At 71.4% G+C, this 22,706-nt stretch carries 17 protein-coding genes and 1 tRNA gene; 11 read left to right on the top strand and 7 right to left on the bottom strand.

Going from position 1 to position 22,706, the window contains the following annotated elements; genetic code table 11:
* Nucleotides 1-100: 100 nt before the first annotated feature.
* From AB0J33_RS17935 to AB0J33_RS17925, 3 genes are all read right to left on the bottom strand, one after another.
* Nucleotides 101-2,338 (bottom strand): MMPL family transporter, encoded by a 2,238-nt coding sequence (locus AB0J33_RS17935; RefSeq protein ID WP_363614826.1) that lies wholly within the window; start codon nt 2,336-2,338, stop codon nt 101-103.
* A complete protein-coding gene (locus AB0J33_RS17930; protein WP_363614824.1) occupies nt 2,338-2,925 on the bottom strand; it encodes a helix-turn-helix domain-containing protein in 588 nt (195 codons plus the stop codon). The genes AB0J33_RS17935 and AB0J33_RS17930 overlap by 1 nt, the downstream gene beginning before the upstream one ends.
* Before the next feature lie 101 nt (nt 2,926-3,026).
* Nucleotides 3,027-3,461 carry a helix-turn-helix domain-containing protein gene (locus tag AB0J33_RS17925; protein WP_363614822.1) on the bottom strand — a complete coding sequence of 145 codons (435 nt, stop codon included), beginning with the start codon at nt 3,459-3,461 and terminating at the stop codon, nt 3,027-3,029.
* Nucleotides 3,462-3,536: 75 nt separating this feature from the next.
* Between AB0J33_RS17925 and AB0J33_RS17920 the strand changes: the two genes are divergently transcribed.
* From AB0J33_RS17920 to AB0J33_RS17895, 6 genes are all read left to right on the top strand, one after another.
* Entirely contained in the window at nt 3,537-5,057 is a 1,521-nt protein-coding gene (locus AB0J33_RS17920) for an MFS transporter (RefSeq protein ID WP_363614820.1), read from the top strand.
* Nucleotides 5,058-5,088: 31 nt separating this feature from the next.
* The gene (ligD, locus tag AB0J33_RS17915) at nt 5,089-6,048 is read left to right on the top strand and encodes a non-homologous end-joining DNA ligase (protein ID WP_363614818.1); all 960 of its coding nucleotides are present in this window, start codon (nt 5,089-5,091) and stop codon (nt 6,046-6,048) included.
* A gap of 118 nt (nt 6,049-6,166) precedes the next feature.
* Complete coding sequence (locus AB0J33_RS17910) at nt 6,167-6,616, top strand: helix-turn-helix transcriptional regulator (RefSeq protein WP_363614816.1); 450 nt, start codon at nt 6,167-6,169, stop codon at nt 6,614-6,616.
* Between the two features lie 5 nt (nt 6,617-6,621).
* Complete coding sequence (locus AB0J33_RS17905; protein ID WP_363614814.1) at nt 6,622-7,032, top strand: VOC family protein; 411 nt, start codon at nt 6,622-6,624, stop codon at nt 7,030-7,032.
* A 29-nt stretch (nt 7,033-7,061) separates the two neighbouring features.
* Nucleotides 7,062-9,443, top strand: coding sequence for an excinuclease ABC subunit UvrA (locus AB0J33_RS17900; protein ID WP_363614812.1), 2,382 nt, complete (start codon nt 7,062-7,064; stop codon nt 9,441-9,443).
* A gap of 107 nt (nt 9,444-9,550) precedes the next feature.
* Nucleotides 9,551-10,912 carry a hypothetical protein gene (locus AB0J33_RS17895; RefSeq protein ID WP_363614810.1) on the top strand — a complete coding sequence of 454 codons (1,362 nt, stop codon included), beginning with the start codon at nt 9,551-9,553 and terminating at the stop codon, nt 10,910-10,912.
* A 57-nt stretch (nt 10,913-10,969) separates the two neighbouring features.
* Here the strand turns inward: AB0J33_RS17895 and AB0J33_RS17890 are convergent.
* From AB0J33_RS17890 to AB0J33_RS17875, 4 genes are all read right to left on the bottom strand, one after another.
* Nucleotides 10,970-11,041 (bottom strand) — tRNA-Arg (locus tag AB0J33_RS17890).
* A gap of 89 nt (nt 11,042-11,130) precedes the next feature.
* A complete protein-coding gene (locus AB0J33_RS17885) occupies nt 11,131-11,823 on the bottom strand; it encodes a winged helix-turn-helix domain-containing protein (protein ID WP_363614808.1) in 693 nt (230 codons plus the stop codon).
* Between the two features lie 323 nt (nt 11,824-12,146).
* Nucleotides 12,147-12,818 (bottom strand): DUF305 domain-containing protein, encoded by a 672-nt coding sequence (locus AB0J33_RS17880; RefSeq protein WP_363614806.1) that lies wholly within the window; start codon nt 12,816-12,818, stop codon nt 12,147-12,149.
* A gap of 8 nt (nt 12,819-12,826) precedes the next feature.
* Entirely contained in the window at nt 12,827-13,627 is an 801-nt protein-coding gene (locus AB0J33_RS17875; RefSeq protein ID WP_363614804.1) for a DUF3105 domain-containing protein, read from the bottom strand.
* Between the two features lie 97 nt (nt 13,628-13,724).
* Here AB0J33_RS17875 and argS point away from each other — a divergent pair, with 97 nt between their 5' ends.
* The 5 genes from argS to AB0J33_RS17850 all read left to right on the top strand — a co-directional run bounded on the left by argS (nt 13,725) and on the right by AB0J33_RS17850 (nt 22,690).
* Nucleotides 13,725-15,392, top strand: coding sequence for an arginine--tRNA ligase (gene argS / locus AB0J33_RS17870; protein WP_363614802.1), 1,668 nt, complete (start codon nt 13,725-13,727; stop codon nt 15,390-15,392).
* Nucleotide 15,393: 1 nt separating this feature from the next.
* Nucleotides 15,394-16,779 (top strand): diaminopimelate decarboxylase, encoded by a 1,386-nt coding sequence (lysA, locus tag AB0J33_RS17865; RefSeq protein ID WP_363614800.1) that lies wholly within the window; start codon nt 15,394-15,396, stop codon nt 16,777-16,779.
* Nucleotides 16,780-16,787: 8 nt separating this feature from the next.
* Nucleotides 16,788-18,098 carry a homoserine dehydrogenase gene (locus tag AB0J33_RS17860; RefSeq protein WP_363615192.1) on the top strand — a complete coding sequence of 437 codons (1,311 nt, stop codon included), beginning with the start codon at nt 16,788-16,790 and terminating at the stop codon, nt 18,096-18,098.
* A gap of 139 nt (nt 18,099-18,237) precedes the next feature.
* The gene (gene thrC, locus AB0J33_RS17855; protein ID WP_363614799.1) at nt 18,238-19,287 is read left to right on the top strand and encodes a threonine synthase; all 1,050 of its coding nucleotides are present in this window, start codon (nt 18,238-18,240) and stop codon (nt 19,285-19,287) included.
* A 130-nt stretch (nt 19,288-19,417) separates the two neighbouring features.
* Nucleotides 19,418-22,690 carry an efflux RND transporter permease subunit gene (locus AB0J33_RS17850; protein ID WP_363614797.1) on the top strand — a complete coding sequence of 1,091 codons (3,273 nt, stop codon included), beginning with the start codon at nt 19,418-19,420 and terminating at the stop codon, nt 22,688-22,690.
* Nucleotides 22,691-22,706: the final 16 nt, after the last annotated feature.

The following is a 22,706-nucleotide window of genomic DNA, read 5'->3' as shown; positions in this document are numbered from 1 at the left end:
AGTTGTGGTGCCGGACGAAGGTCCCAGATCGGGGCACTACGGGCACCACAACTCCTTGATCGACCGGGTGGACGGGCGGGGCGGCGCGGGTCGGGGTGGGTTAGACGTGGGTGGGGGTTCGGTCTTCCAGGTGGGTGCGTAGGCCCTCGCCTTCGATGTCGACGTTGGGCAGGGCGCGGTTGAGCCAGCGGGGCAGCCACCAGGCGCGGTCGCCGAGCAGCGACATCACCGCCGGGACGATGGTCATCCGCACCACGAACGCGTCGATGGCAACGCCAATGGCGAGCGCGAAGCCCATCGACTTGATCACCGGGTCCTCCAGGAAGACGAAGCCCCCGAAGACCGAGATCATGATCAGCGCGGCGGCCGTGACCACCCGTGCGCCGTGCCCCATGCCGCTGATGGTGGCCTGTCGGGCGGTCTCACCGTGGACGAAGTCCTCCCGCATCCGGGACACCAGGAACACCTCGTAGTCCATGGCGAGCCCGAACAGGATGCCGATGAGCAGGATCGGCAGGAAGCTGATCAGCGGGCCCGGCGTGTCCAGGCCGACGAGATCGGCGAGGTGTCCCTGCTGGAAGACGGCCACCGTGATGCCGAACGTGGCGGCGACGGTGAGCAGGAAGCCCAGCGCCGCCTTGATCGGCACGAGCAACGAGCGGAACACCAGCATCAGCAGCAGCACTGACAGCCCGACCACCAGCAGCAGGTAGATCGGAAGCGCGTCGGACAGCTTCTCGGAGACGTCGATGCCGATCGCCGTGACGCCGGTGAGCAGCACGTCCGCGTCGCGGATCCCGCTCACCGAGCCACGGATGTCGTGCACCAGGGTCTCGGTGGCCTCGTCGGTCGGGCCGGTTTTCGGCACCACGCCGAGCAGCGCGGTCCGGCCGTCCGGGCTGAGCTGGGGCGGTGCCACCGCGAGCACGTTCTCGGTGCGCTGGAGCAGGGCGGTCACCTGCGGCACGGCGGCCGAGGTGGCCGCCGGGGTGTCGCCGGCGACCACGACCGCGAGCCGGCCGGTGAAGCCCGCTCCGAAGCCCTCGACGGTCAGGTCGTTCGCGACCCGGGCGGGTGAGCCGACGGCGGCCGTCGCGGCGCCGGGCAGGGCCAGCCGCATGTCCGGCGTGGGCAGCGCGAGCAGGCCCAGGCCGAGCAGGCCGACCAGGATGACGGGTACGCGGAACCGGGTGATCAGCCGCGCCCAGCGGAAGCCGAACCGGTTGCGCTCGTCGGTCGTGGCCGTGCTGGCGGGCCGGTCCGCGATGTCCGTGTCGTCCTCGTCGTCAGTCACGCGATCGGCGGTGGTGTCTCCGGTGGGAACGGCGCGCAGCCGGCGGGGGAGCACCCGGCGGCCGGCGAAGCCGAGCAGCGCCGGTTGGAGGGTGATCGCCACGAGGACGGCGACGGTGACCGTGCCGGCGGCGGCGAGACCCATCACGGTGAGGAACGGGATGTCCACCACGGCGAGCCCGGCCAGGGCGATGACCACGGTGGCCCCGGCGAAGACCACGGCGGAGCCGGCGGTGCCCACGGCCCGGCCGACCGCCTCCTCCGGGGACAGGCCGTCGAGCAGGTTCTGCCGGTGCCGGGAGGTGATGAACAGCGAGTAGTCGATGCCGACCGCGAGACCGAGCATCAGCGCCAGGATCGGTGCGGTGCTGGTGAGCTGGACGGCGCCGCTCAGCGCGAACAACCCGGCCATTCCGGCGCCCACACCGATCAGCGCGTTGAGCATCGTCATTCCGGCGGCGACCAGTGAACCGAAGGTGATGATCAGGACGATCGCGGCGACCAGTACGCCGAGCGCCTCGGTGGAGCCGATCTCCGGCTCGCCGCCGAGCACCTCACCGCCCGGGGCGACCTGCCAACCCTGGGCCTTGGCCGCTGCGCCGACCTGCTCGTACGCGGTGCGCTGCGCGTCGGTCACGTCGTCACCGCCGGTGGCGAACTGCACCTGGACCAGCGCGTACCGGCCGTTGGGCGAGACCGCGCCGACCTGGAGCGGGTTGACCGCGCCGACCACGCCGGGCAGCGTCGAGGCCTGCTGGACCAGCTCCTGCACCACGGCCTGACCCTGCGGGGTGGCCAGTTGGCCGTCGGCGGGTGCCTTGACCGCGATGGTGCCGGTGGCGCCGCTGGCCGCCGGGAACTGGTCGGCCAGCAGGTCGAGCGCGCGCTGGCTCTCGGTGCCGGGCATGGTGAAGTTGCTCGCCGTCGGGCCGCGCAGGGTCGCCGCGGCCAGGCCGGCGGCGACGAGTACGACGAGCCAGAGCGCGACGACGAGCCGTCGCCGGCGCAACGCGCCCCGGCCGAGCCGGTAGAGCAGGGTGGCCATCAGGAGTCCTTGTCCTCGGTCGTGGGTGGATGGGGCAGGGGTACGTCGACGGGCTCGACGGCCCGCCGGGCGAGGGCGAGCAGGGCGGGGCGCAGTTCCTCGTCGGGAATGTCGGCGAACTCACCGCACGCCTCGGAGATGCCGGCGAGCAGCACCAGCGCGGCGATCCGGGCGCCCGGCCGGTCGGAGTGCCCGGCCAACGCGTCCCGCAGCCGATCGGAGATCTGCTGGATGTGCGCGAAGGCCGGCTGGCACAGCAGCTCGGGAAATTCGCCGCGTAGCACCGCGATCTCCCGCCGGAACCGGACCGCGAGGTCGACGAAGCCCGCGGCGGCGACCTCCTGGGCGGCCGCTCCGGTCAGGCCGCCGAGCTGCTCGTCGAGGCCGCGCAGCATCTCGATCGCGGGCGCCATCAGTTCGGCGAGCAGAGCTTCCTTGTTGGCGAAGTGGTAGAGCACGGTGGCCTTGGAGCAGCCGACCTCGCGGGCGATGTCCTGGAGGGAGGTGCCCCGGTAGCCGGTCACCGTGAAGCGCCGCGCCGCCGCGGCGAGGATCTCGCCGTGCGTGTCGGGTACCGCTCGAACCATGGCCGGTCCACCTCCCGCGAACCAGCATGCCTGACCGATCGGTCAGACCCTGACCGATCGGTCAGACGGAAGCGGTGGCGTTCGCCACACCGGGGGTCGGTTTACCCGGCGTGCTGGGTGTCGTACCTGGTCCGCGCCTCGGCGATGGCCCGGCGGTGCCGCTCGGCCCAGTTCGTCAGCGCCACCAACGACTCGTACAGCTCGAGCGCGATCGGGGTGGCGGTGTATTCGACCTTCGGCGGGACGGTCGGGTAGACCGTGCGGTCCAGCAGGCCGTCCCGTTCCAGGTTGCGCAGCGTCAGCGTGAGCATCCGTCGGCTGATGCCCTCGATGTGCCGCTCCAACTCGGTGAAGCGCACCGGCCCGTTCGAGGCGGCCACCAGGATGCCGATGCTCCACTTGCCGCCGACCCGGTCGAGCACCTCACGGACGGTGCACGCCCGAGCCTGGCCCGGGGCGAACGGCACGTTCTCGGCCGCGCAGGTCAGCTCGGCCTCGACCAGCGCGGACACATCGCTGTTCCTCTGGGACATCAAAGTGCCTCCTTCCGCCCCGGTTCATGGTCACAGACGATGACCTCGGTAACAAACCGTGCACCAAGGAGGAGTCTCGTGGAGCGTGTCGTTCCGTCCCGCTGGCCGGCGCTGCTGGTGCTCTGCGCCGGCAGCCTGATGATCATCCTGGATGGCACCGTCGTCGCGGTGGCGCTGCCCGCCGTGCAGAACGACCTGGGCTTCACCGCCGCCGGCCTGGCCTGGGTGGTCAACGCCTACCTGGTCGCGTTCGGCGGGCTGCTGTTGCTCGCCGGCCGTCTCGGCGACCTACTCGGCCGGCGGCGGGTCTTCCTGGCCGGCGTCGCACTGTTCACACTGGCCTCGTTGGCCTGCGCGTTCGCCACCGGGCCGGCCCTGCTGGTGGCCGCGCGGTTCGGGCAGGGCGTCGGCGGGGCGCTGGCGATGGCGGTCAGCCTCGGCATGATCGTCCGGCTCTACCCCGACCCGGCCGAGCGGGCCCGCGCCATCGCCGTCTTCAGCTTCACCGGCGCGGCCGGTGCGTCGGTCGGCACGGTCGCCGGCGGGGTGCTCACCCAGGCCGCCGGATGGCGGGCGATCTTCCTGGTCAACGCGCCGATCGGGGTGGCCATCCTCGTCGCGGCCCTGCGCCGGCTCCCGGCCGACCGGGGGATCGGCCTGCGGGCCGGGCTGGATCTGCCCGGCGCGCTGCTCGCCACCGCCGGTCTGATGGCCGCCGTGCTGGGCATCGTCGGAACGGGTGAGCACGGTTGGACCAGCGTGCGGACCCTCGGCGCGGTGGCCCTCGCGGCGCTGCTGCTCGGCGGGTTCGCGCTGCGCCAACGGGTGGCGGCGACCCCGCTGGTGCCGGCCCGGGTGCTGCGCGTGCCCGGTCTGGTCGCGGCGAACGCGGTGCAGTTCCTCATGGTCTGCGCGTACTTCGGGTTCCAGTTTCTGCTCGCCGTGGAGCTGCAACTGGTGCTGGGGCTGGACGCCGCCGCGACCGGCTGGGCCTTCCTGCCTACCCCGGTCGTGATCGCCATGGTCTCGCTCGGCCTGGCCGGTCGGCTGATCGCCCACTGGGGCGCCCGGACCGTGCTGCTGGGCGGGCTCGCCCTGGCGACCGTCGGCTTCCTCCTGCTCGCCCGACTGCCCGCCGACGGCGGCTACGTCGTGGACGTACTCCCCGCGATGCTGGTCTTCGGGGTGGCCGGTGGTCTGACCCTGCCGGCGGTCACCACCCTGGCCATGGCCGGCGCCACCGACACGGACGCCGGGCTCGCCTCCGGCCTGGCCAACACCACCCAACAGGTCGGCGGCGCGGTCGGCCTGGCCGCGCTGGCCACCCTGGCCGCCGCCCGCAGCGACGGGCTACGGGCCGCCGGGTGGGCCGAGACGGCCGCGCTCGCCGGCGGCTACCGCACCGCGTTCGCCGTGGCCGCCGGTCTCGTGGTCGCCGCGTGGCTGGTGGCGCTGACCGCCCTGCCCCGACGCCCGGCCGAGCCGTCGCCGGCCACCGATCCGGTCGATCCGGCCGGTCCGACCGGTCCAACCGATCCGACCGGTCCGGCCACGGTGGGTGCCGGAACTGATTCGTACCGAAGCGCCGCGTCCGGTTGACCGACGGCAGCCGGGCCGGGAGGGTGGTCGGGTGAGCGAGGCTGACGAGACCCGGGACGGCGTGGCCCTGACCAACCTGGACCAGCCGCTCTCCGACCGCGACGACGCGACCAAGCGTGACCTGGTCGACTACCTCGACGCGGTCGGGGACCGGATCCTCCCGCAGTTGCGGGGCCGACCGCTGTCGGTGATCAGGGTCCGTCCCGGCCAGCCGCCGTTCATGCAGAAGAACCTGCCCCGCTACACCCCGGACTGGGTTCGCCGGGCGCCGGTCTGGGCGGAGGCGTCGCACCGGGAGATCTCGTACGCCCTCTGCGACGACCGGCGCACCCTGCTCTGGTTCGCCAACCAGCGGGCGGTGGAGTACCACCCGACGCTGCACACCGTCGCGGACCCGCACCGCCCGACCCACCTGGTCCTCGACCTGGACCCGCCCGACGGCGACGGGTTCCGCGCGGCGGTCGACGCGGCCCTGCTGGTCCGCCAGGCGCTCGCCGACGCCGGCCTGGCCGGTGCGGTCAAGACCAGCGGCGCCAAGGGCGTGCACGTCTTCGTTCCGCTGACCGACGAGCCCACGGCCGAGGAGGTGGCCGCCGCCACCCGGGCGCTCGCCGTCCGCGCCGAACGGCTCGACCCGGCGCTTGCCACCACGGCGTACATCAAGGAGGACCGGGGTGGCCGGGTCTTCGTGGATGCCACCCGGGCGGGCGGGGCGACCGTGGCCGCCGCGTACAGCCCCCGGCTGCGCCCCGGGATGCCGGTCTCCTTCCCGGTCGACTGGGCCGAGTTGACCGGGGTGACCCCCGCCGACTTCACCATCCGGACCGCCCCGGCGCTGCTCGCCGACGGCGACCCCTGGGCCGCGTTGATGCCGTCCCCGCAACCGCTCCCCGCCGACCTGGTCGCCGAGGGCCGGGCCATTCCGGTGGCCCGGGTGCAGGCCATGCACGAGGGGAAGCGTCGGGCCCGCGCCCGCCGCGAGGCCGACTGACCGACTCGTCGGCCCCGGCCCGCGCTCGGCGAGAGGGAAGCCGACCGACCGACTCGTCGGCCCCCGCCCGCGCCCGGGGAGCGGCCGAATGTCGGTGGGTTGTGGCACGATTTCCCAGGTGAGCAGCAAATCCGACACGACTCAGCGGCTGGGCGACCTGGCCCGGCTGCGCCGGGTCCGCGACCGGATCGACCGGGAATACGCGTCTCCGCTGGACGTCGAGGCGTTGGCGCGTGGCGCGCACATGTCGGCCGGCCACCTCAGCCGCGAGTTCCGCCTCGCCTATGGCGAATCCCCCTACAGCTACCTCATGACCCGACGGATCGAGCGGGCGATGGCCCTGCTGCGCCGTGGCGACCTGAGCGTCACCGACGTCTGTTTCGCGGTCGGTTGTTCGTCGCTGGGCACCTTCAGCACCCGCTTCACCGAGCTGGTCGGCGTGCCGCCGAGTGTCTACCGGCGGCAGGCGGCGCAGGCGACGGCGGGGATTCCGTCGTGCGTGGCGAAGCAGGTGACCCGACCGGTCAGGAATCGAGAAGCGCGGGTCGCCGCGGCGCAACTAGCGTGACCAGCATGGACATCACCATTCATTCCAGTTTCCTGCCGCACACCGATCCGGAGGCCTCGCTCGTCTTCTACCGCGACATCCTCGGCTTCGAGGTCCGCCTCGACGTCGGGTACGAGGGGATGCGGTGGATCACGGTCGGCCCGGTCGGCCAGCCCAGCACCGCCATCGTCCTGCACCCGCCGGCCGCCAACCCCGGCCTCACCGACGACGAACGCCAGACCATCCTCGAGCTGATGGCCAAGGGCAGCTACTTCGGCGTCAACCTGGCCACCACCGACCTGGACGGCACCTTCGCGAAGCTGGAGGCCAGCGACGCCGAGGTCGTCCAGGAGCCGACCGAGCAGCCGTACGGCGTACGCGACTGTGCGTTCCGGGATCCCGCGGGCAATATGATCCGCATCCAGGAAGTGCGCTGAGTCCTGCGCGCCTGACAGATGGAGTCACGATGAGCACGGCCAGCCAGCCGTCCGCGCCGCACGTGGCCGACAGCCACGACCTGATCCGGGTGCAGGGCGCGCGGGTGAACAACCTCAGGGACGTCACCGTCGAGATCCCGAAGCGGCGGCTGACCGTGTTCACCGGTGTCTCCGGCTCCGGCAAGAGCTCGCTGGTGTTCGGCACCATCGCGGCCGAGTCGCAGCGGATGATCAACGAGACGTACAGCGCGTTCGTGCAGGGTTTCATGCCGACGCTGGCGCGTCCCGAGGTCGACCTGCTGGACGGCCTGACCACGGCGATCATCGTGGACCAGGAGCGGATGGGCGCCAACTCCCGCTCCACCGTCGGCACGGCCACCGACGCCAACGCGATGCTGCGCATCCTGTTCAGCAGGCTCGGGCAGCCGCAGATCGGTTCGCCCAACGCGTACTCCTTCAATGTCCCGTCGGTGAAGGCGACCGGTGCGATCACGGTCGACCGCGGCGCCGGTAAGACGAAGACGGAGCGGGCGACCTTCAACCGTCTCGGTGGCATGTGTCCGCGCTGCGAGGGAATGGGCGCGGTGACCGACATCGACCTGACGGCGCTGTACGACGACAGCCGCTCGCTCAACGAGGGCGCGATCACCATTCCGGGTTACAGCATGGAGGGCTGGTACGGCCGGATCTTCCGGGGCTGCGGCTACTTCGACCCGGACAAGCCGATCGCGAAGTTCACCAAGCGGGAGCTGCACGACCTGCTGCACCGGGAGCCAACCAAGATCAAAATCGACGGCATCAACCTGACGTACGCGGGCCTGATCCCGTCGATCCAGAAGTCCTTCCTGGCCAAGGACATCGACGCGTTGCAGCCGCACATCCGCGCCTTCGTGGAGCGCGCGGTGACCTTCACGACCTGCCCCGACTGTGCCGGCACCCGGCTCAGCAAGGAGGCCCGGTCGTCGAAGATCAAGGGAAAGAACATCGCGGACGCGTGCGCGATGCAGATCAGCGACCTGGCCGCCTGGGTACGCGGGATCGAGGAGCCGTCGGTGGCCCCGCTGCTGGCGGGCCTGCAACACCTCCTCGACTCGTTCGAGGAGATCGGGCTGGGTTACCTCTCGCTGGACCGGCCGTCGGGCACGCTCTCCGGCGGCGAGGCGCAGCGCACCAAGATGATCCGACACCTCGGCTCGTCGCTCACCGACGTCACCTACGTCTTCGACGAGCCGACGATCGGGCTGCACCCGCACGACATCCAGCGGATGAACGAGCTGCTGCTCCAGCTGCGCGACAAGGGCAACACCGTGCTGGTCGTGGAGCACAAACCGGAGGCCATCGCCATCGCCGACCACGTCGTCGACCTCGGGCCGGGGGCCGGCACGGACGGCGGCACGGTCTGCTACCAGGGCACCGTGGCGGGCCTGCGGGCCAGCGGCACCATCACCGGCCGCCACTTCGACGACCGGGCCGCTCTCAAGGAGACGGTACGGACGCCCACCGGCAGGCTGGAGATCCGGGGCGCGACGGCCAACAACCTCCAGAACGTCGACGTCGACGTACCCCTCGGGGTGCTCGTCGTCGTGACCGGCGTGGCCGGCTCCGGCAAGAGTTCGCTCGTGCACTCCTCGATCCCGGCCGGCGCTGGTGTGGTCTCGATCGACCAGGGCGCGATCCGGGGTTCGCGGCGCAGCAACCCGGCCACCTACACCGGGTTGCTCGACCCGATCCGCAAGGCGTTCGCGAAGGCCAACGGCGTGAAGCCCGCGTTGTTCAGCGCCAACTCCGAGGGCGCATGCCCGAGCTGCAACGGCGCTGGTGTCATCTACACCGACCTGGGGATGATGTCCGGCGTCGCCGCCCCGTGCGAGGACTGCGAGGGCAAGCGGTTCCAGGCGTCGGTGCTGGAATACCGGTTCGGCGGTCGCGACGTCAGCGAGGTGCTCGCGATGTCGGTGACGGAAGCCGAGAAGTTCTTCGGCGCCGGCGAGGCGCGTACCCCGGCGGCCCACGCCATCCTCGACCGGCTCGCCGACGTCGGGCTCGGCTACCTCAGCCTGGGGCAACCGCTCACCACCCTCTCCGGCGGGGAGCGGCAACGACTCAAGCTGGCCACCCACATGGCCGAGAAGGGCGGCGTCTACGTCCTCGACGAGCCGACCACCGGCCTGCACCTGGCCGATGTCGAGCAACTGCTCGGGCTGCTCGACCGCCTGGTCGACGCCGGCAAGTCGGTGATCGTCATCGAGCATCACCAGGCGGTCATGGCCCATGCCGACTGGATCATCGACCTCGGCCCCGGTGCTGGGCACGACGGTGGTCGGATCGTCTTCGAGGGCACACCCGCGGAGCTCGTCGCCGCCCGCACCACCCTCACCGGCGAGCACCTGGCGGCGTACGTCGGCAGCTGACGTCGCCGGCCGACCGTCGGGCCACCTGCGGTCGGGCGAGCGCTGTTCGCCATCGGGTCGGCCACGACCACGCGCGACGCCGGCTGCCCGGTGCTCGTTAACCGGGTGTGAACGCCGTCCCCGTCAACTCGTCAAACGCCACCACCTGGGGACGCCGCGTCGTCACCGTACTCACCGTGGCCGTGTTCGGCCCGTACCTGGCACCGGGCCTGCGGACCGAGCAGGTCGCTGTCTACGGTGCCGCCGCGGTGCTCTGCCTGGCCGGGTTGTGGCTGCGCCCCCGTTTCACCGGCGCCGCTGTCTGGGCCCTGGGGGCGCACCTCAGCCTGGTCGCGGTCGCCACGATCGGAGTGGTCATCCCGCCGCAGAACCACACGTTGTACGAGGCCGGCGACGTCGTAGCGGGGATCGACAACATCGTCCTGCCGCTCGTGGTCGTCGCGGTCGTCGCGATGCTCGTGGGGGCCGGCGCGGACCCGGCCCGGATGCTGCGTGCGGTGTGCACGGTGACCGTCCTGGCGATGGTCGCCAACGCCGTCGTCTCCGTGTGGTCGGCGGCCGGTGTGGAGAGCGATCTGCTGGCCCAGTTCCGAGGGTTCGGCGAAGGGGAGAGCGTCGCGGACCGTGCCGAGCAGCTGGGCCGCTACTCGGGGATCTTCAACCAGCCGGCCGAGGCGGGGTTGCTGTATTCGATGGCCGTCCTCGCCGCCCTGTACCTCTACCAGCGGCAGGTCGGCAAGCTGGCGGTCACCCTGCTGCTGCTCAGCGTCGGCGGAGTCCTGTCCGTCTCGAAGATCTTCCTGCTGGTCGGAGCGCCGATCGGGATCGCCTACGTCATCCTGGCCTCCGGTCGGCGGCGACGACTGTCGGCCGCCGCCGTGGCCAGCGTCGCCGCCTGGTTCGCCGCCGACGCGTACCTGGATCAGTGGGACGGGCAGGGGTTCGCCCAGCGACTGTTGCCCGGCAGCGGTGGCGGCGGCGACCAACTCGGCCTCTACACCGCCGGTCGGATCGGTGGCCAGTCGAGCGTGCAGCAGGCGGTGGACGTGATGGCCACGCTGTCCCCGGTGTCCGGGATGGGTTTCGGCGGGTTGCGCGTCGCCTACGACAACGGCTGGGTGGAGGCTCTCGTCGTCGCCGGTGTCATCGGTGTCGTCCTGCACACCGCCGTCCTGGCCGCGCTGGCGATCGGGTGGCTGGTCGCCCGGAACAACCGCCCCGAGTCGCCGTTCACCGGCGCGTTGATCCTGGTACTAATCGGTGCGTCGACCGGGTTGCCCGCGCTCACCGCCAACCGCTGCGCGACGGTCGTGTGGCTGCTGCTCGGGCTGCTGCTTCTCGTACGAGCCGACGGGCGCTCCGGCACCTGGTGGCAGCACCCGAGCCGTGGGCGGCACCGGCAACCGGCGATCGTCGCGCCCCTGGTGCCAGCTGCCGTCCTGCCGGCGGATGTTCGGCCGACACGATGAAGGCTCCTGACCGGGATTCGGTCAGGAGCCTCTCGTGGTGGTCTTTCTGAGCAAGTGTGCCCCCGGCAGGATTCGAACCTGCGCCCCCGCCTCCGGAGGGCGGTGCTCTATCCCCTGAGCTACGGGGGCTCAGCGACTGGAGAAGACTAGCAAACCTCCCCTGCGTACGCCGAATCGGTATCGGGTGAGCCGATCGGGTCGGATCGGCTCACCCGTGCTCAGGCGGCCACCGTCCGCCCGCAGCTGGGCAGCGGGTGCAGGACGATCCGCCGGGGAAGCCGGCGCGGCCATTCGTTGCGGGGCCAGGAGCCGTCCACGATCAGGTGGACGGTGCGCTGTTCCTCGCCGCTGAGCCGCAGCACGAAGTCGCGGGGGAGCGGCGGGTCCACCGTCGGCGTGGTGATCATGAAGCGGACCCGCCCACGGGACGAGACGGCGGAGATCACGTCGGCGGCCGGCATCGTGCCGCGCAGCCGGACCCGACCGATCCAGTAGACCTCGGCGAGGTGCTCCTGGGCGGCCCGGGTGATCGCCGGGTACTCGCTGCGGACCCAACGCTCGACCGCGCTGACGCAGAGACCGCAGGCCCGCTCGCGCGGCTCCCGCGGACCCAACCCCCAGGCCCGCAGGTACGCCCCGACCGCTCCGGCGTCCAACGGCAGGTCGAATCGTCGCTGGATGAGCGTGGTGAGGCTCTGCCGCGTCCACAACTCCTCGTCCAGGCCGAACTCGTCGGGGTGGACGCCCCGCAGTGTGTCGATCAGTTCGAGTTCCTGTTCGCGGCTGAGCATTCCCGGCTCGCCCTGCCGCTGTCCGCGACGGACGGCTGCCACCGCCCCGTCACCACCGATGGTGTGGCGTCGGCACCAACTGGTGACCGAACGCCGTGCGTCTCTGAGTGCAACCCCCACGTCTTGGGCAACGAGCCCGAATCGCAACTGGTCACGATATGTGGGGAGAAAACTCTCTAAGCAACGGAATCGCCTGTGCCGCGCAAAACGCCCAAAGGGCGCATCGCGGGGTGTTCGGTGCACGACGCGCTTCAGGCGGCCTTGATCGACTCGCCTTCCTGAAAGTCGCGGCATCCCGGCCACGTCGACCGCCCGGTTTCCTGAAAACTGAGTCGATCATCGGCAGGGCGCCGGGCAGCGGAGGCGTTGTGGGGACGTGGTACGGCCCGCGCCCCCGTCGAGGTGTGACGGTGACGCGGGCCGGGTGCCTACCTGCGAGCCGGTCAGCCCTTGGCCTGCGCCTGGAGTTGCCGGAGATTGTTCAGCTCGGTCTGCTGGGTGTTCTTCATGATCTGTGCCACCCGCACGACCTCGGCGTTGTCCGTCTCGTCGAGGGCCGCGTCGATCATGTGGATGCCGCCCAGGTGGTGGGCGTACATCAGGGTCAGGAACTGCCGGTCGACCTCGATGCCCTGTGCGTTGCGCAGGGCGGTCATCTGCGCCGGCGTGGCCATGCCCGGCATCAGGCCGTCCTTGACGGCAGCCCCGTCGGACATCCACGACATCGGCGGCTTCGACCCGGTCGGGCTCAGATCCCACTCGCGCAGCCAGGTCTGCATCGCGCCGATCTCGCCCTGCTGCCCGGTGGCGATGTCGACGGCGATCTGCCGCACCTCGGGGAGGGTCGCCGACCGGTACGCGATCAGGCTCATCTCCACCGCCTGCGCGTGGTGGGTCGTCATGTCCCGGGCGAAGCCCGCCTCGACCGAGGCGTCACCGGGACGGGTGAGCCGCGGGGTGAGCAGACCGCCCGCGTACCCGAGAAGGAGCCCCACCACCAGCATGACGGCAAGCGCCAGCACGCCGTAACGCGACGCCGGGGCCCGGCCGCCCTCGTCCGGGGCGGCCGGGATGTCGTCGTCGTACTCGCTGTCGGTGGTCGCCGGAGCGGTCATTGCCGTCCTTACTGGGTGGGCTGCTGCTGCTGGAGCTCACGCGGCGTGGTGCCGGTGGCGGTGATGCCGGTGTTGCACAGCGCCGTCGGGCCCTCGACGGAGGCGTTCACCCGCAGGTCCTTGATGAACTCGTCGATCCGCGAGTCGTCGGCGTTGTCGACCTTGAGCTGGTAGCCCCACGCCTGTAGCGAGATCGGCTTGTCCAGACCCTCGTACGGGCTCATCAGCATCTTCTCGACACCGCGCACCTTGCCGGCGAGCTTGTCGACCTGGTCCTTCGGCAGGTCCGGGCGGTAGGTGATCCACACCGCGCCGTGCTCCAGGCTGTGCACCGCGTGCTCGCTGGCGATCGGGGCGTCGTAGACGTCGCCCATGCAGTTCTGCCAGGCGGCGTTGTGCACCCCACCCACCGGCGGCGAGTACTTGTAGGTCAGCGGGCCCGACTTGTGCGACTCGTACTCGAGGCTCGCCTTGTCGGTCTTGCGGATGTTGACGATGCCGTCGATGGCGTCGGCCCGCTTGTCCCACGGCTTGGAGCCCTGGAACGACGCCCAGGCGCCGTACCCGATGATGCCGGCGACCAGCACGCCCACCGCGACGAAGAGCGCGATCGGGCCCCAGGCGCGGCCCTGGCTCACCTTGACCGGGGTGACCGGCTTGCGCGGACCCTTGCCACCGGCCCGGGGGGAGCCCGTCGGCTTTCCGGAACCGGCCTTGGCGCCGGACGGCGGCCGGCCCGCGGCCGGCTTCTTGCCGGTGCTGACCACGGTCGGGCGGCGCTCAGGGCCACCCGGGGTGCTGATGCTCATCGTGCCTCGTCAAGTCGGTCGGTCAGGGGAGTGGCGGGCCGGATGACGCGCAGGGGAGCCGCCGAGTGCCCGAGTCTACCCCCGATAACATGGTTGGGTGACTCCTGCAGAACTAGCCTCGGTCGTCCTTGCCGCCGCCCACGCCGTCTTCGAGCAGCGTGGGCTCGACCGCGCCGCGCTGCCGGCGAGCACGGTGGTGGAGCGACCGCGCAACCCCGAGCACGGCGACTACGCCTCGACGCTCGCGCTGCAGTTGAGCAAGAAGGTGGGCGTCCCGCCCCGGGAGCTGGCGACGGCCCTGGCCGACGAACTGGGCCGGGCGGCGGGTGTCAAATCGGTGGAAATCGCCGGTCCGGGCTTCCTGAACATTCGGCTCGACGCCGCCGCGGCCGGTCAGCTGGCCCGGGTGATCGTCGAGGCCGGCGCCGAGTATGGCCGCAGCGACCGGCTCGCCGGCGAGAAGATCAACCTGGAGTTCGTCTCGGCCAACCCGACCGGGCCGGTGCACATCGGCGGGGTCCGCTGGGCGGCCGTCGGTGACGCGCTGAGCCGGCTGCTGCGGGCCACCGGCGCCGAGGTCGGCACGGAGTACTACTTCAACGACGCCGGTTCGCAGATCGACCGGTTCGCCCGGTCGCTGCTGGCCGCCGCGAAGGGTGAGGCCGCGCCGGAGGACGGGTACGGCGGCGCGTACATCGCCGAGATCGCCACCGAGGTGCAGGCCCGTCGGCCGGAGGTGCGCTCGCTCGACGACGACGCCGCCCAGGAGGTCTTCCGGGTCGAGGGTGTCGCGTTGATGTTCGACGAGATCCGCTCCTCGCTGCGCGACTTCGGGGTGGAGTTCGACACCTACTTCAACGAGAAGGACCTGCACGACCGGGGTGAGCTGGACCTGGCGTTGAACCGGCTGCGTCAGCAGGGGCACCTCTACGAGTCCGAGGGCGCGACCTGGCTGCGCACCACCGACTTCGGTGACGACAAGGACCGGGTGCTGCGCAAGTCCAACGGAGAATGGACGTACTTCGCCGCGGACTGCGCCTACTACCTGGACAAGCGCGAGCGCGGCTTCGAGCGGGTCGTGATCATGCTGGGTGCCGACCACCACGGTTACATCGGTCGGATGAAGGCGATGGCCGCCTGCTTCGGCGACGACCCGGAGCGCAACCTGGAGATCCTCATCGGGCAGCTGGTCAACCTGCTGCGCGACGGCGCCCCGATGCGGATGAGCAAGCGGGCCGGCACCGTGATCACCCTGGAGGACCTGGTCGACGCGATCGGCGTGGACGCCTCCCGGTACGCGTTGGCCCGCTACTCCAGCGACTCCCCGATCGACATCGACATCGAGCTGTGGACCCGGGCGACCCGCGACAACCCGGTCTACTACGTGCAGTACGTCGCCGCCCGGACGGCGGGCGTGGCCCGCAACGCCGCCGAGGTGGGACTGGTCCCGGGTGACGCTGCCGCCTTCCGGCCCGAACTTCTCGAACACGAGAAGGAGAACGAGCTGCTGAAGGCGCTCGCCGAGTTCCCCGCCGTGGTGGCCACGGCCGCCGAGCTGCGGGAGCCGCACCGGGTGGCCCGTTACCTGGAGGAGAGCGTCGCCGCCTCCTTCCACCGGTTCTACGACAACTGCCGGGTGCTGCCGTTGGGCGACGAGGAGATCACCGACCTGCACCGTGCCCGCCTCTGGCTCAACAACGCCACCCGCACGGTGATCGCCAACGGCCTGTACCTGCTCGGCGTCTCCGCACCCGAGAGGATGTGACATGAGGGCTCACGAGGCTGGTGCGCTGCACGCGGACATCAGCAACCAGGGGCCGGCCTGGCTGCGTACCCCGGCCGACGTCAACGCCCTCGTGCCGGCGCTGTGGCCGCGCAGCGTGTCGCGCGGCGCGGACGGCGCGGTCGCCGTCGCGGGCCTGAGCGTCCGGGACATCGCGGCCGAGTTCGGCACCCCGGTGTACGTCCTGGACGAGGCCGACCTGCGTTCGCGCTGCCGCGACTTCCGGGCGGCCTTCCCGACCGAGGACGTCTTCTACGCGGGCAAGGCGTTCCTCTGCCGGGCGGTGGTCCGGATGATCGCCGAGGAGGGCCTGCACCTGGACGTCTGCACGGGCGGCGAGCTGGCCACCGCGCTGTCGGCCGGAATGCCGCCGGAGCGGATCGGCTTCCACGGCAACAACAAGTCGGTCGCCGAGCTGGGCCGGGCGCTGGACGCCGGGGTGGGCCGGATCATCGTCGACTCGTTCACCGAGATCGACCGGCTCACCGCGCTGGCCCGCGAGCGCGGGGTCCGGCCCCGGGTGCTGGTCCGGGTCACGGTCGGCGTCGAGGCGCACACCCACGAGTTCATCGCCACCGCGCACGAGGACCAGAAGTTCGGCTTCTCGCTGGCCGGCGGCGCCGCCGCGAACGCCGCGTTCAAGATCCTCGACGAGGGTGTGCTGGAGCTGCGCGGTCTGCACTCGCACATCGGCTCGCAGATCTTCGACGCCAGCGGTTTCGAGGTCTCGGCCCGTCGGGTGCTCGCCCTCCAGGCGCAGATCCGCGACGCGCGCGGGGTGGAGCTGCCCGAGCTGGACCTCGGCGGCGGCTTCGGCATCGCGTACACCACCCAGGACGACCCGGCGACACCGCAGGACCTGGCCAAGCGACTTCGCAAGATCGTCGATTCGGAGTGCGCGGCGGAGAACCTGGCCGTGCCGCACCTGTCGATCGAGCCGGGCCGGGCCATCGTCGGGCCCGCCGTGTTCACCCTCTACGAGGTCGGCACGGTCAAGGACCTCGACGGCATCCGGACGTACGTCAGCGTCGACGGCGGGATGAGCGACAACATCCGCACCGCCCTCTACGACGCGTCGTACTCGGCCACCTTGGCCTCGCGGGCCTCGGGCGCACAGCCGTTGCTCGCCCGCGTGGTGGGAAAGCACTGTGAGTCCGGGGACATCGTGGTGAAGGATGAATTCCTGCCCGCCGACGTGCAGCCCGGAGATCTTGTCGCGGTGCCCGGCACCGGTGCGTACTGCCGGAGCATGGCCAGCAACTACAACCATGTGCCCCGGCCACCGGTGGTCGCGGTGCGCGACGGCCAGGCGCGCCTGATCGTCCGCCGGGAAACCGAAGATGACCTGCTCGCATTGGATGTTGGATGACGTCACCTGTGCGCTTGGCGCTGCTCGGCTGCGGCACGGTCGGTCAGGAGGTGGTCCGGCTCCTGCACGAGCAGTCGGCCGACCTGGCCGCCCGGATCGGCGCTCCGTTGGAGATCGCCGGCATCGCCGTCCGTCGGCTCGGCCGGGACCGGGGTGACCTGCCGGTCGCCGAGGACCTGTTCACCACCGACGCGCTCAGCCTGATCAAGCGCGACGACGTGGACGTGGTGATCGAGGTGGTCGGCGGCATCGAGCCGGCCCGGGGCTGGCTGGTCGAGGCGCTGCGCGCCGGCAAGAGCGTCGTCACCGCCAACAAGGCGCTGCTCGCCGAGGACGGCGTGGCCCTGCACGAGGCGGCGGCCGAGGGCGGCGGCGACCTCTACTACGAGGCGTCCGTGGCCGGGGCCATCCCGCTGCTGCGCCCGCTGCGCGAGTCACTGCACGGTGACCGGATCAACCGGGTCACCGGCATCGTCAACGGCACCACCAACTTCATCCTCTCCGCCATGGACGCCACCGGCGCAGGCTTCGCCGAGGCCCTGGAGCAGGCCACCGCACTGGGGTACGCGGAGGCCGACCCGACCGCCGACGTGGAGGGCTTCGACGCGGCGGCCAAGGCGGCGATCCTCGCCTCGCTGGCGTTCCACACCCGGGTCGGCGCCGCCGACGTGCACCGCGAGGGCATCACCGAGGTGACCGCCGCGGACGTGGCCAGCGCCCAGGCGATGGGCTGCACGATCAAACTGCTCTGCATCGCGGCCCGGGGCGTCGACTCCACCGGCCGGGAGACGGTCAGCGTCCGGGTGCACCCGGCGATGATCCCGCGCAGTCACCCGCTGGCCAGCGTGGGCGACGCGTTCAACGCGGTCTTCGTGGAGGCGGACGCGGCCGGTCAACTGATGTTCTACGGCCGGGGCGCCGGTGGCGCGCCCACCGCCAGCGCCGTGCTCGGCGACGTGGTCGCGGTGTCCCGCAACCGGCTCGCCGGGGTGCGCGCGGCGAGCGAGAGCGCGTACGCGGACCTGGCGGTCCGGCCGATGGGCGAGGCGTTGACCCGCTACCACGTGAGCCTCGACGTGGCCGACCGCCCGGGTGTGCTGGCCTCGGTGGCGAGCGTGTTCGCCCGGCACGACGTGTCGATCGCCACTGTCCGGCAGGGCTCGGCGGGTGGCCCGGCGGGCCGCGACGGCGACGCCGAGCTGGTCATCGTCACGCATGTGGCGCCGGATGCCGCGCTCGCCGCGACCGTCGGTGAGCTGCGCGGTCTGGACATCGTCCGGTCGGTGACCAGTGTGCTGCGGGTCGAGGGCGACGCCTGAGTCGTTGCACCATCGACGGGAGGGCTCGCGCGTCCCGCCAGGTGGGTAGGCCGGGGTGTGGCATCGACCGCTCCGGCAGGTTGGTCCAAGGTGGCCCTGATACTCGGGCCGGTGCGGCGGTAGAGGCGAGGAGAACGACATGTGGCGGGGTCTGATCGAGGCGTACCGGGATCGGCTGCCGGTCACCGCGGCCACGCCGGTCGTCACGCTGCACGAGGGGAACACGCCGCTGTTGCCGGCGCCGGTGCTGTCGGCCCGGCTCGGCTGCGACGTGTACCTCAAGGTGGAGGGCGCCAACCCGACCGGCTCATTCAAGGACCGGGGGATGACCCTGGCGGTGTCCAAGGCGGTCGAGGCCGGTAACAAGGCCATCATCTGCGCCTCCACCGGCAACACCAGCGCCTCCGCCGCCGCGTACGCCGCTCGCGCCGGGTTGACCTGTGCGGTGTTGGTGCCGCAGGGCAAGATCGCGCTGGGCAAGCTGGCCCAGGCGCTGGTGCACGGCGCGAAGCTGCTCCAGGTGAACGGCAACTTCGACGACTGCCTCGCGACGGCCGCCAAGCTCGCCCAGGACTACCCGGTCGCGTTGGTCAACTCGGTCAACGTCGACCGGCTGCACGGCCAGAAGACCGCCGCCTTCGAGATCGTCGAGGCGCTCGGTGACGCGCCCGACATCCACTGCCTGCCGGTCGGCAACGCCGGCAACATCGCCGCGTACTGGATGGGTTATTCGGAGGAGTCGGCCGCCGGCGCCACCACCCGGACGCCGAAGATGTACGGCTTCCAGGCCGCCGGCGCGGCCCCGATCGTGACCGGCAAGGTGGTGCCGGAGCCGTCGACCATCGCCACCGCGATCCGGATCGGCAACCCGGCGAGCTGGACCAAGGCCCTGGATGCCCGGGACGCCTCCGGTGGCCTGATCGAGGCGGTGTCCGACCGGGAGATCCTCTCCGCGTACCGGCTGCTCGCCCGCGAGGTGGGGGTCTTCGTCGAGTTGGGCAGCGCGGCCAGCGTGGCCGGCCTGCTGCAGCAGGGCGCGGCGGGCGCGGTGCCGCCCGGTTCCACGGTGGTCTGCACGGTGACCGGTCACGGGTTGAAGGACCCGGAGTGGGCGATCTCCACCGCACCCGCGCCGGTGACCATCGCGAACGACCCGCTGGCCGCGGCCCGCGCCCTCGACCTGGCCTGAGCGCGCCACCCGTCCGGGTGCTGATCCGCAGCGGGCAGGCGGCACGGGGGCGGCGGGGGTCGGGGTAGGCGAGTCCGGCACACTTTCGGGTATCCCCGCCCGCATTCTCGTTCAGGAGTGAGCCAGGCCGATGTCGCTGCTCGCCAGATTCAGCCTCGCCAACCGAGGGCTGATCGCCCTCATCGCGGTGGTGACCACGGTGTTCGGAGCGTTCGCCGTACCGTCGCTGAAGCAGCAACTGCTGCCGTCGCTCGAGTTCCCGGCCGCGTTCATCGTGGCCCCCTACCCCGGTGCCGGCCCCGAGATCGTCGAGTCGCAGGTGACCGAGCCGATCGAGAATGCCCTCCAGGGCATCCCCGGGTTGGACAAGATCACCTCCACGTCCCGCGAGGGGGCGGCCACCGTCCAGGTGACGTACGAGTTCGGCACCGACCTCGACGACGTGGTCAACAAGATGCAGACCGCGTTGAGCCGCATCGACGCCCAGCTGCCGGAGAACGTCGACCCGCAGGTCATCGCGGGTAGCACCGACGACCTCCCGGCGGTGGTGCTGGCTGCGGCCGGCGCGGCCGACGAGCGGGCGCTCGCCGAGAAGCTGCGCGCGACGGTGGTGCCGGAGCTGGAGAGCATCGAGGGGGTACGCACGGTCGAGGTGACCGGCACCCGCGACAACATCGTGGTGGTCACCCCGGACCCGGCGAAGCTGGCCGCCGCGAAGATCCAGCCGACGGCACTCGGCGCGGCGCTGAAGACCAACGGCGTGGCGGTTCCGGCCGGCGCGGTGACCGACGGCGCGTTGGCCCTTCCGGTGCAGGTCGGCACGCCGATCGCCACCGTGGAGGAGTTGCGCGGCATCGTGGTCTCCCCGGGCGCGACGCCCGTCCGCCTCGCTGACGTGGCGACGGTCGAACAGCAGCTCGCGCCGGCCACGGCGATCACCCGGACCAACGGCAGGGACAGCCTCGGCATCGCGGTCACCGCGGCGCCGGACGGCAACGCGGTCGAGATCTCGCACGAGATCCGCGACCGGCTCGACGACCTGAAGGACGCCTCCGGCGCGGAGTTGACCGTGGTCTTCGACCAGGCGCCGTTCGTGGAGAAGTCGATCGAGTCGCTGACCACCGAGGGTCTGCTGGGCCTGGTGATGGCGGTCATCGTCATCCTGATCTTCCTGCTGTCGGTGCGCTCGACGGTGGTCACCGCGGTCTCCATCCCGCTCTCCGTGCTGGTGGCGCTGATCGCCCTGTGGATCGGTGACTACTCGCTCAACCTGCTCACCCTCGGCGCGCTGACCATCGCGGTCGGCCGGGTGGTGGACGACTCGATCGTGGTGTTGGAGAACATCAAACGACACCTGGAGTACGGCGAGGAGAAGCGGCACGCCATCATCACCGGCGTCCGTGAGGTGGCCGGCGCGGTGACCGCGTCCACCCTCACCACGGTGGCGGTGTTCGCGCCGATCGCACTGGTCGGCGGTTTCGTGGGTCAGCTCTTCGCGCCGTTCGCCATCACCGTGACGGTGGCGCTGCTCGCCTCGCTGCTGGTGTCGCTGACCGTGATCCCGATCCTCGCGTACTGGTTCCTCAAGCCGCGTGGGGGCACCGCGGACGACGAGGCGGTGCGGCGCGCCGCGGAGGAGAAGGAGCTGCGCAGCCCGTTGCAGCGGGCGTACCTGCCGGTGATCGGGTTCGCCACCCGCAAGCGGTCGACCCGCTGGATCACGGTCGGGCTCGGCCTGCTGGTGCTCTTCGGCACCTTCGGTCTGGCGCAGAAGTTGGAGACCAACTTCCTGGACGACTCCGGCCAGGACACCCTCAACATGAGCCAGGAGTTGCCGGCCGGCAGCGGTTTGGCGGCCACCGACGCGGCGGCCAAGCAGGTCGAGTCGGTGCTGTCCCGTACTGAGGGCGTCGAGACGTACCAGGTGACGGCGGGTGGCGGGGACAACCCGTGGGCGGGCGGCGGCGGCAACAATGTCGCCAGTTGGTCGCTGGCCCTCGACGGCGACAGCGACGCGAAGCAGATGCGTGAGGTGCTGCGCAAGGAGTTCGACAAGCTTGGCGCCGGCGTCGGTGAGATCAGCTTCGGTGGCGGGCAGGAGGCGTCGACCAGCCAGCTGGAGGTGATCGTCCAGGCCAGCGACCCGGAGGTGTTGACCCGGGCCGCCGAAGAGGCGCGGGCGGCGATGGCCGGTGTCCCGGACGTCGAGGACGTCTCCAGCAGCCTCGCCGAGCGGGTGCCGCGGGTGGACGTGACTGTCGACCGGGTCGCCGCGGGTAAGGCCGGCCTCACCGAGGCCGCCGTGGGGCAGATCGTGTCGCAGGCGTTCCGCGGCGCGCCGCTGGGTCAGGTCGCGCTCGACGGCCAGCAGCAGAACGTGGTGCTGCGGCTGGGGACGCAGCCGCCGATGACCGTGCAGGAGCTGCGGGCGCTGCCGGTGGGTCCGGTCAAGCTGGACGACATCGCGGACGTCACGCAGGGCGAGGGACCGCAGCAGGTCACCCGGATCGACGGTGAGCGCAGCGTGTCGGTGACCGGTGCGGCGACGGGCTCGAACCTGGGCGCGACCACCGCGGAGCTGCAGAAGCGGCTGGACGGCATCGACGTGCCGGGTGCGACCTTCACCGTGGGTGGGGTCAGCGCGGATCAGGCGGATGCCTTCGCGGATCTGGGCTTGGCGGTGCTGGCCGCGATCGCGATCGTCTTCCTGATCATGGTGGCCACCTTCCGCAGCCTCACCCAGGCGCTGATCCTGCTGATCTCCATCCCGTTCGCGGCGACCGGCGCGATCGGCCTGCTGCTGGTCACCGGGACGCCGCTCGGCGTGCCGGCGCTGATCGGTGTGCTGATGCTGGTCGGCATCGTGGTGACCAACGCGATCGTGTTGCTCGACCTGATCAACCAGTACCGGGCGCAGGGCATGGGTGTCCGGGAGGCGGTGGTCGAGGGCGGCCGTCGTCGGCTGCGTCCGATCCTGATGACGGCGGTGGCGACCATCTTCGCGCTGCTGCCGATGGCGTTCGGTCTGACCGGTGAGGGCGGGTTCATCTCCCAGCCGCTGGCGGTCGTGGTGATCGGTGGCCTGCTCAGCTCGACGCTGCTCACGCTGATCCTGGTGCCGACGCTGTACACGATGGTGGAACACACCAAGGAGTCGCTGCGGAACCGGCGTGCTCGGCGGCGCTCCGGCGAGCCGTCGACGACCCCGACGGAGGCCGCCGAGGTGACCGCCCCGAACCAGGTCGCGGTGCCGAGCGGCGCGGCGGCACCGGCCGGGGGTGCGCAGCCGTCCGGGCGACCGGCGCCGTCGGCCGCGCTGGTGGAGGGAACCGACCAGTTCGAGGTGCTGCGGCTGCCCCGTAGCCGTACCTCGCCACTGCCTCCGTCGGAGCCGACCGAGTAGGTCGGCAGCACAGCTC

The sequence above is a fragment of the Micromonospora sp. NPDC049645 genome, assembly GCF_040675155.1.
Taxonomy (GTDB): domain Bacteria; phylum Actinomycetota; class Actinomycetes; order Mycobacteriales; family Micromonosporaceae; genus Micromonospora.
The sequence above is the reverse complement of the archived record's forward strand: the minus strand, read 5'-3'. Positions and strand labels throughout refer to the sequence as shown.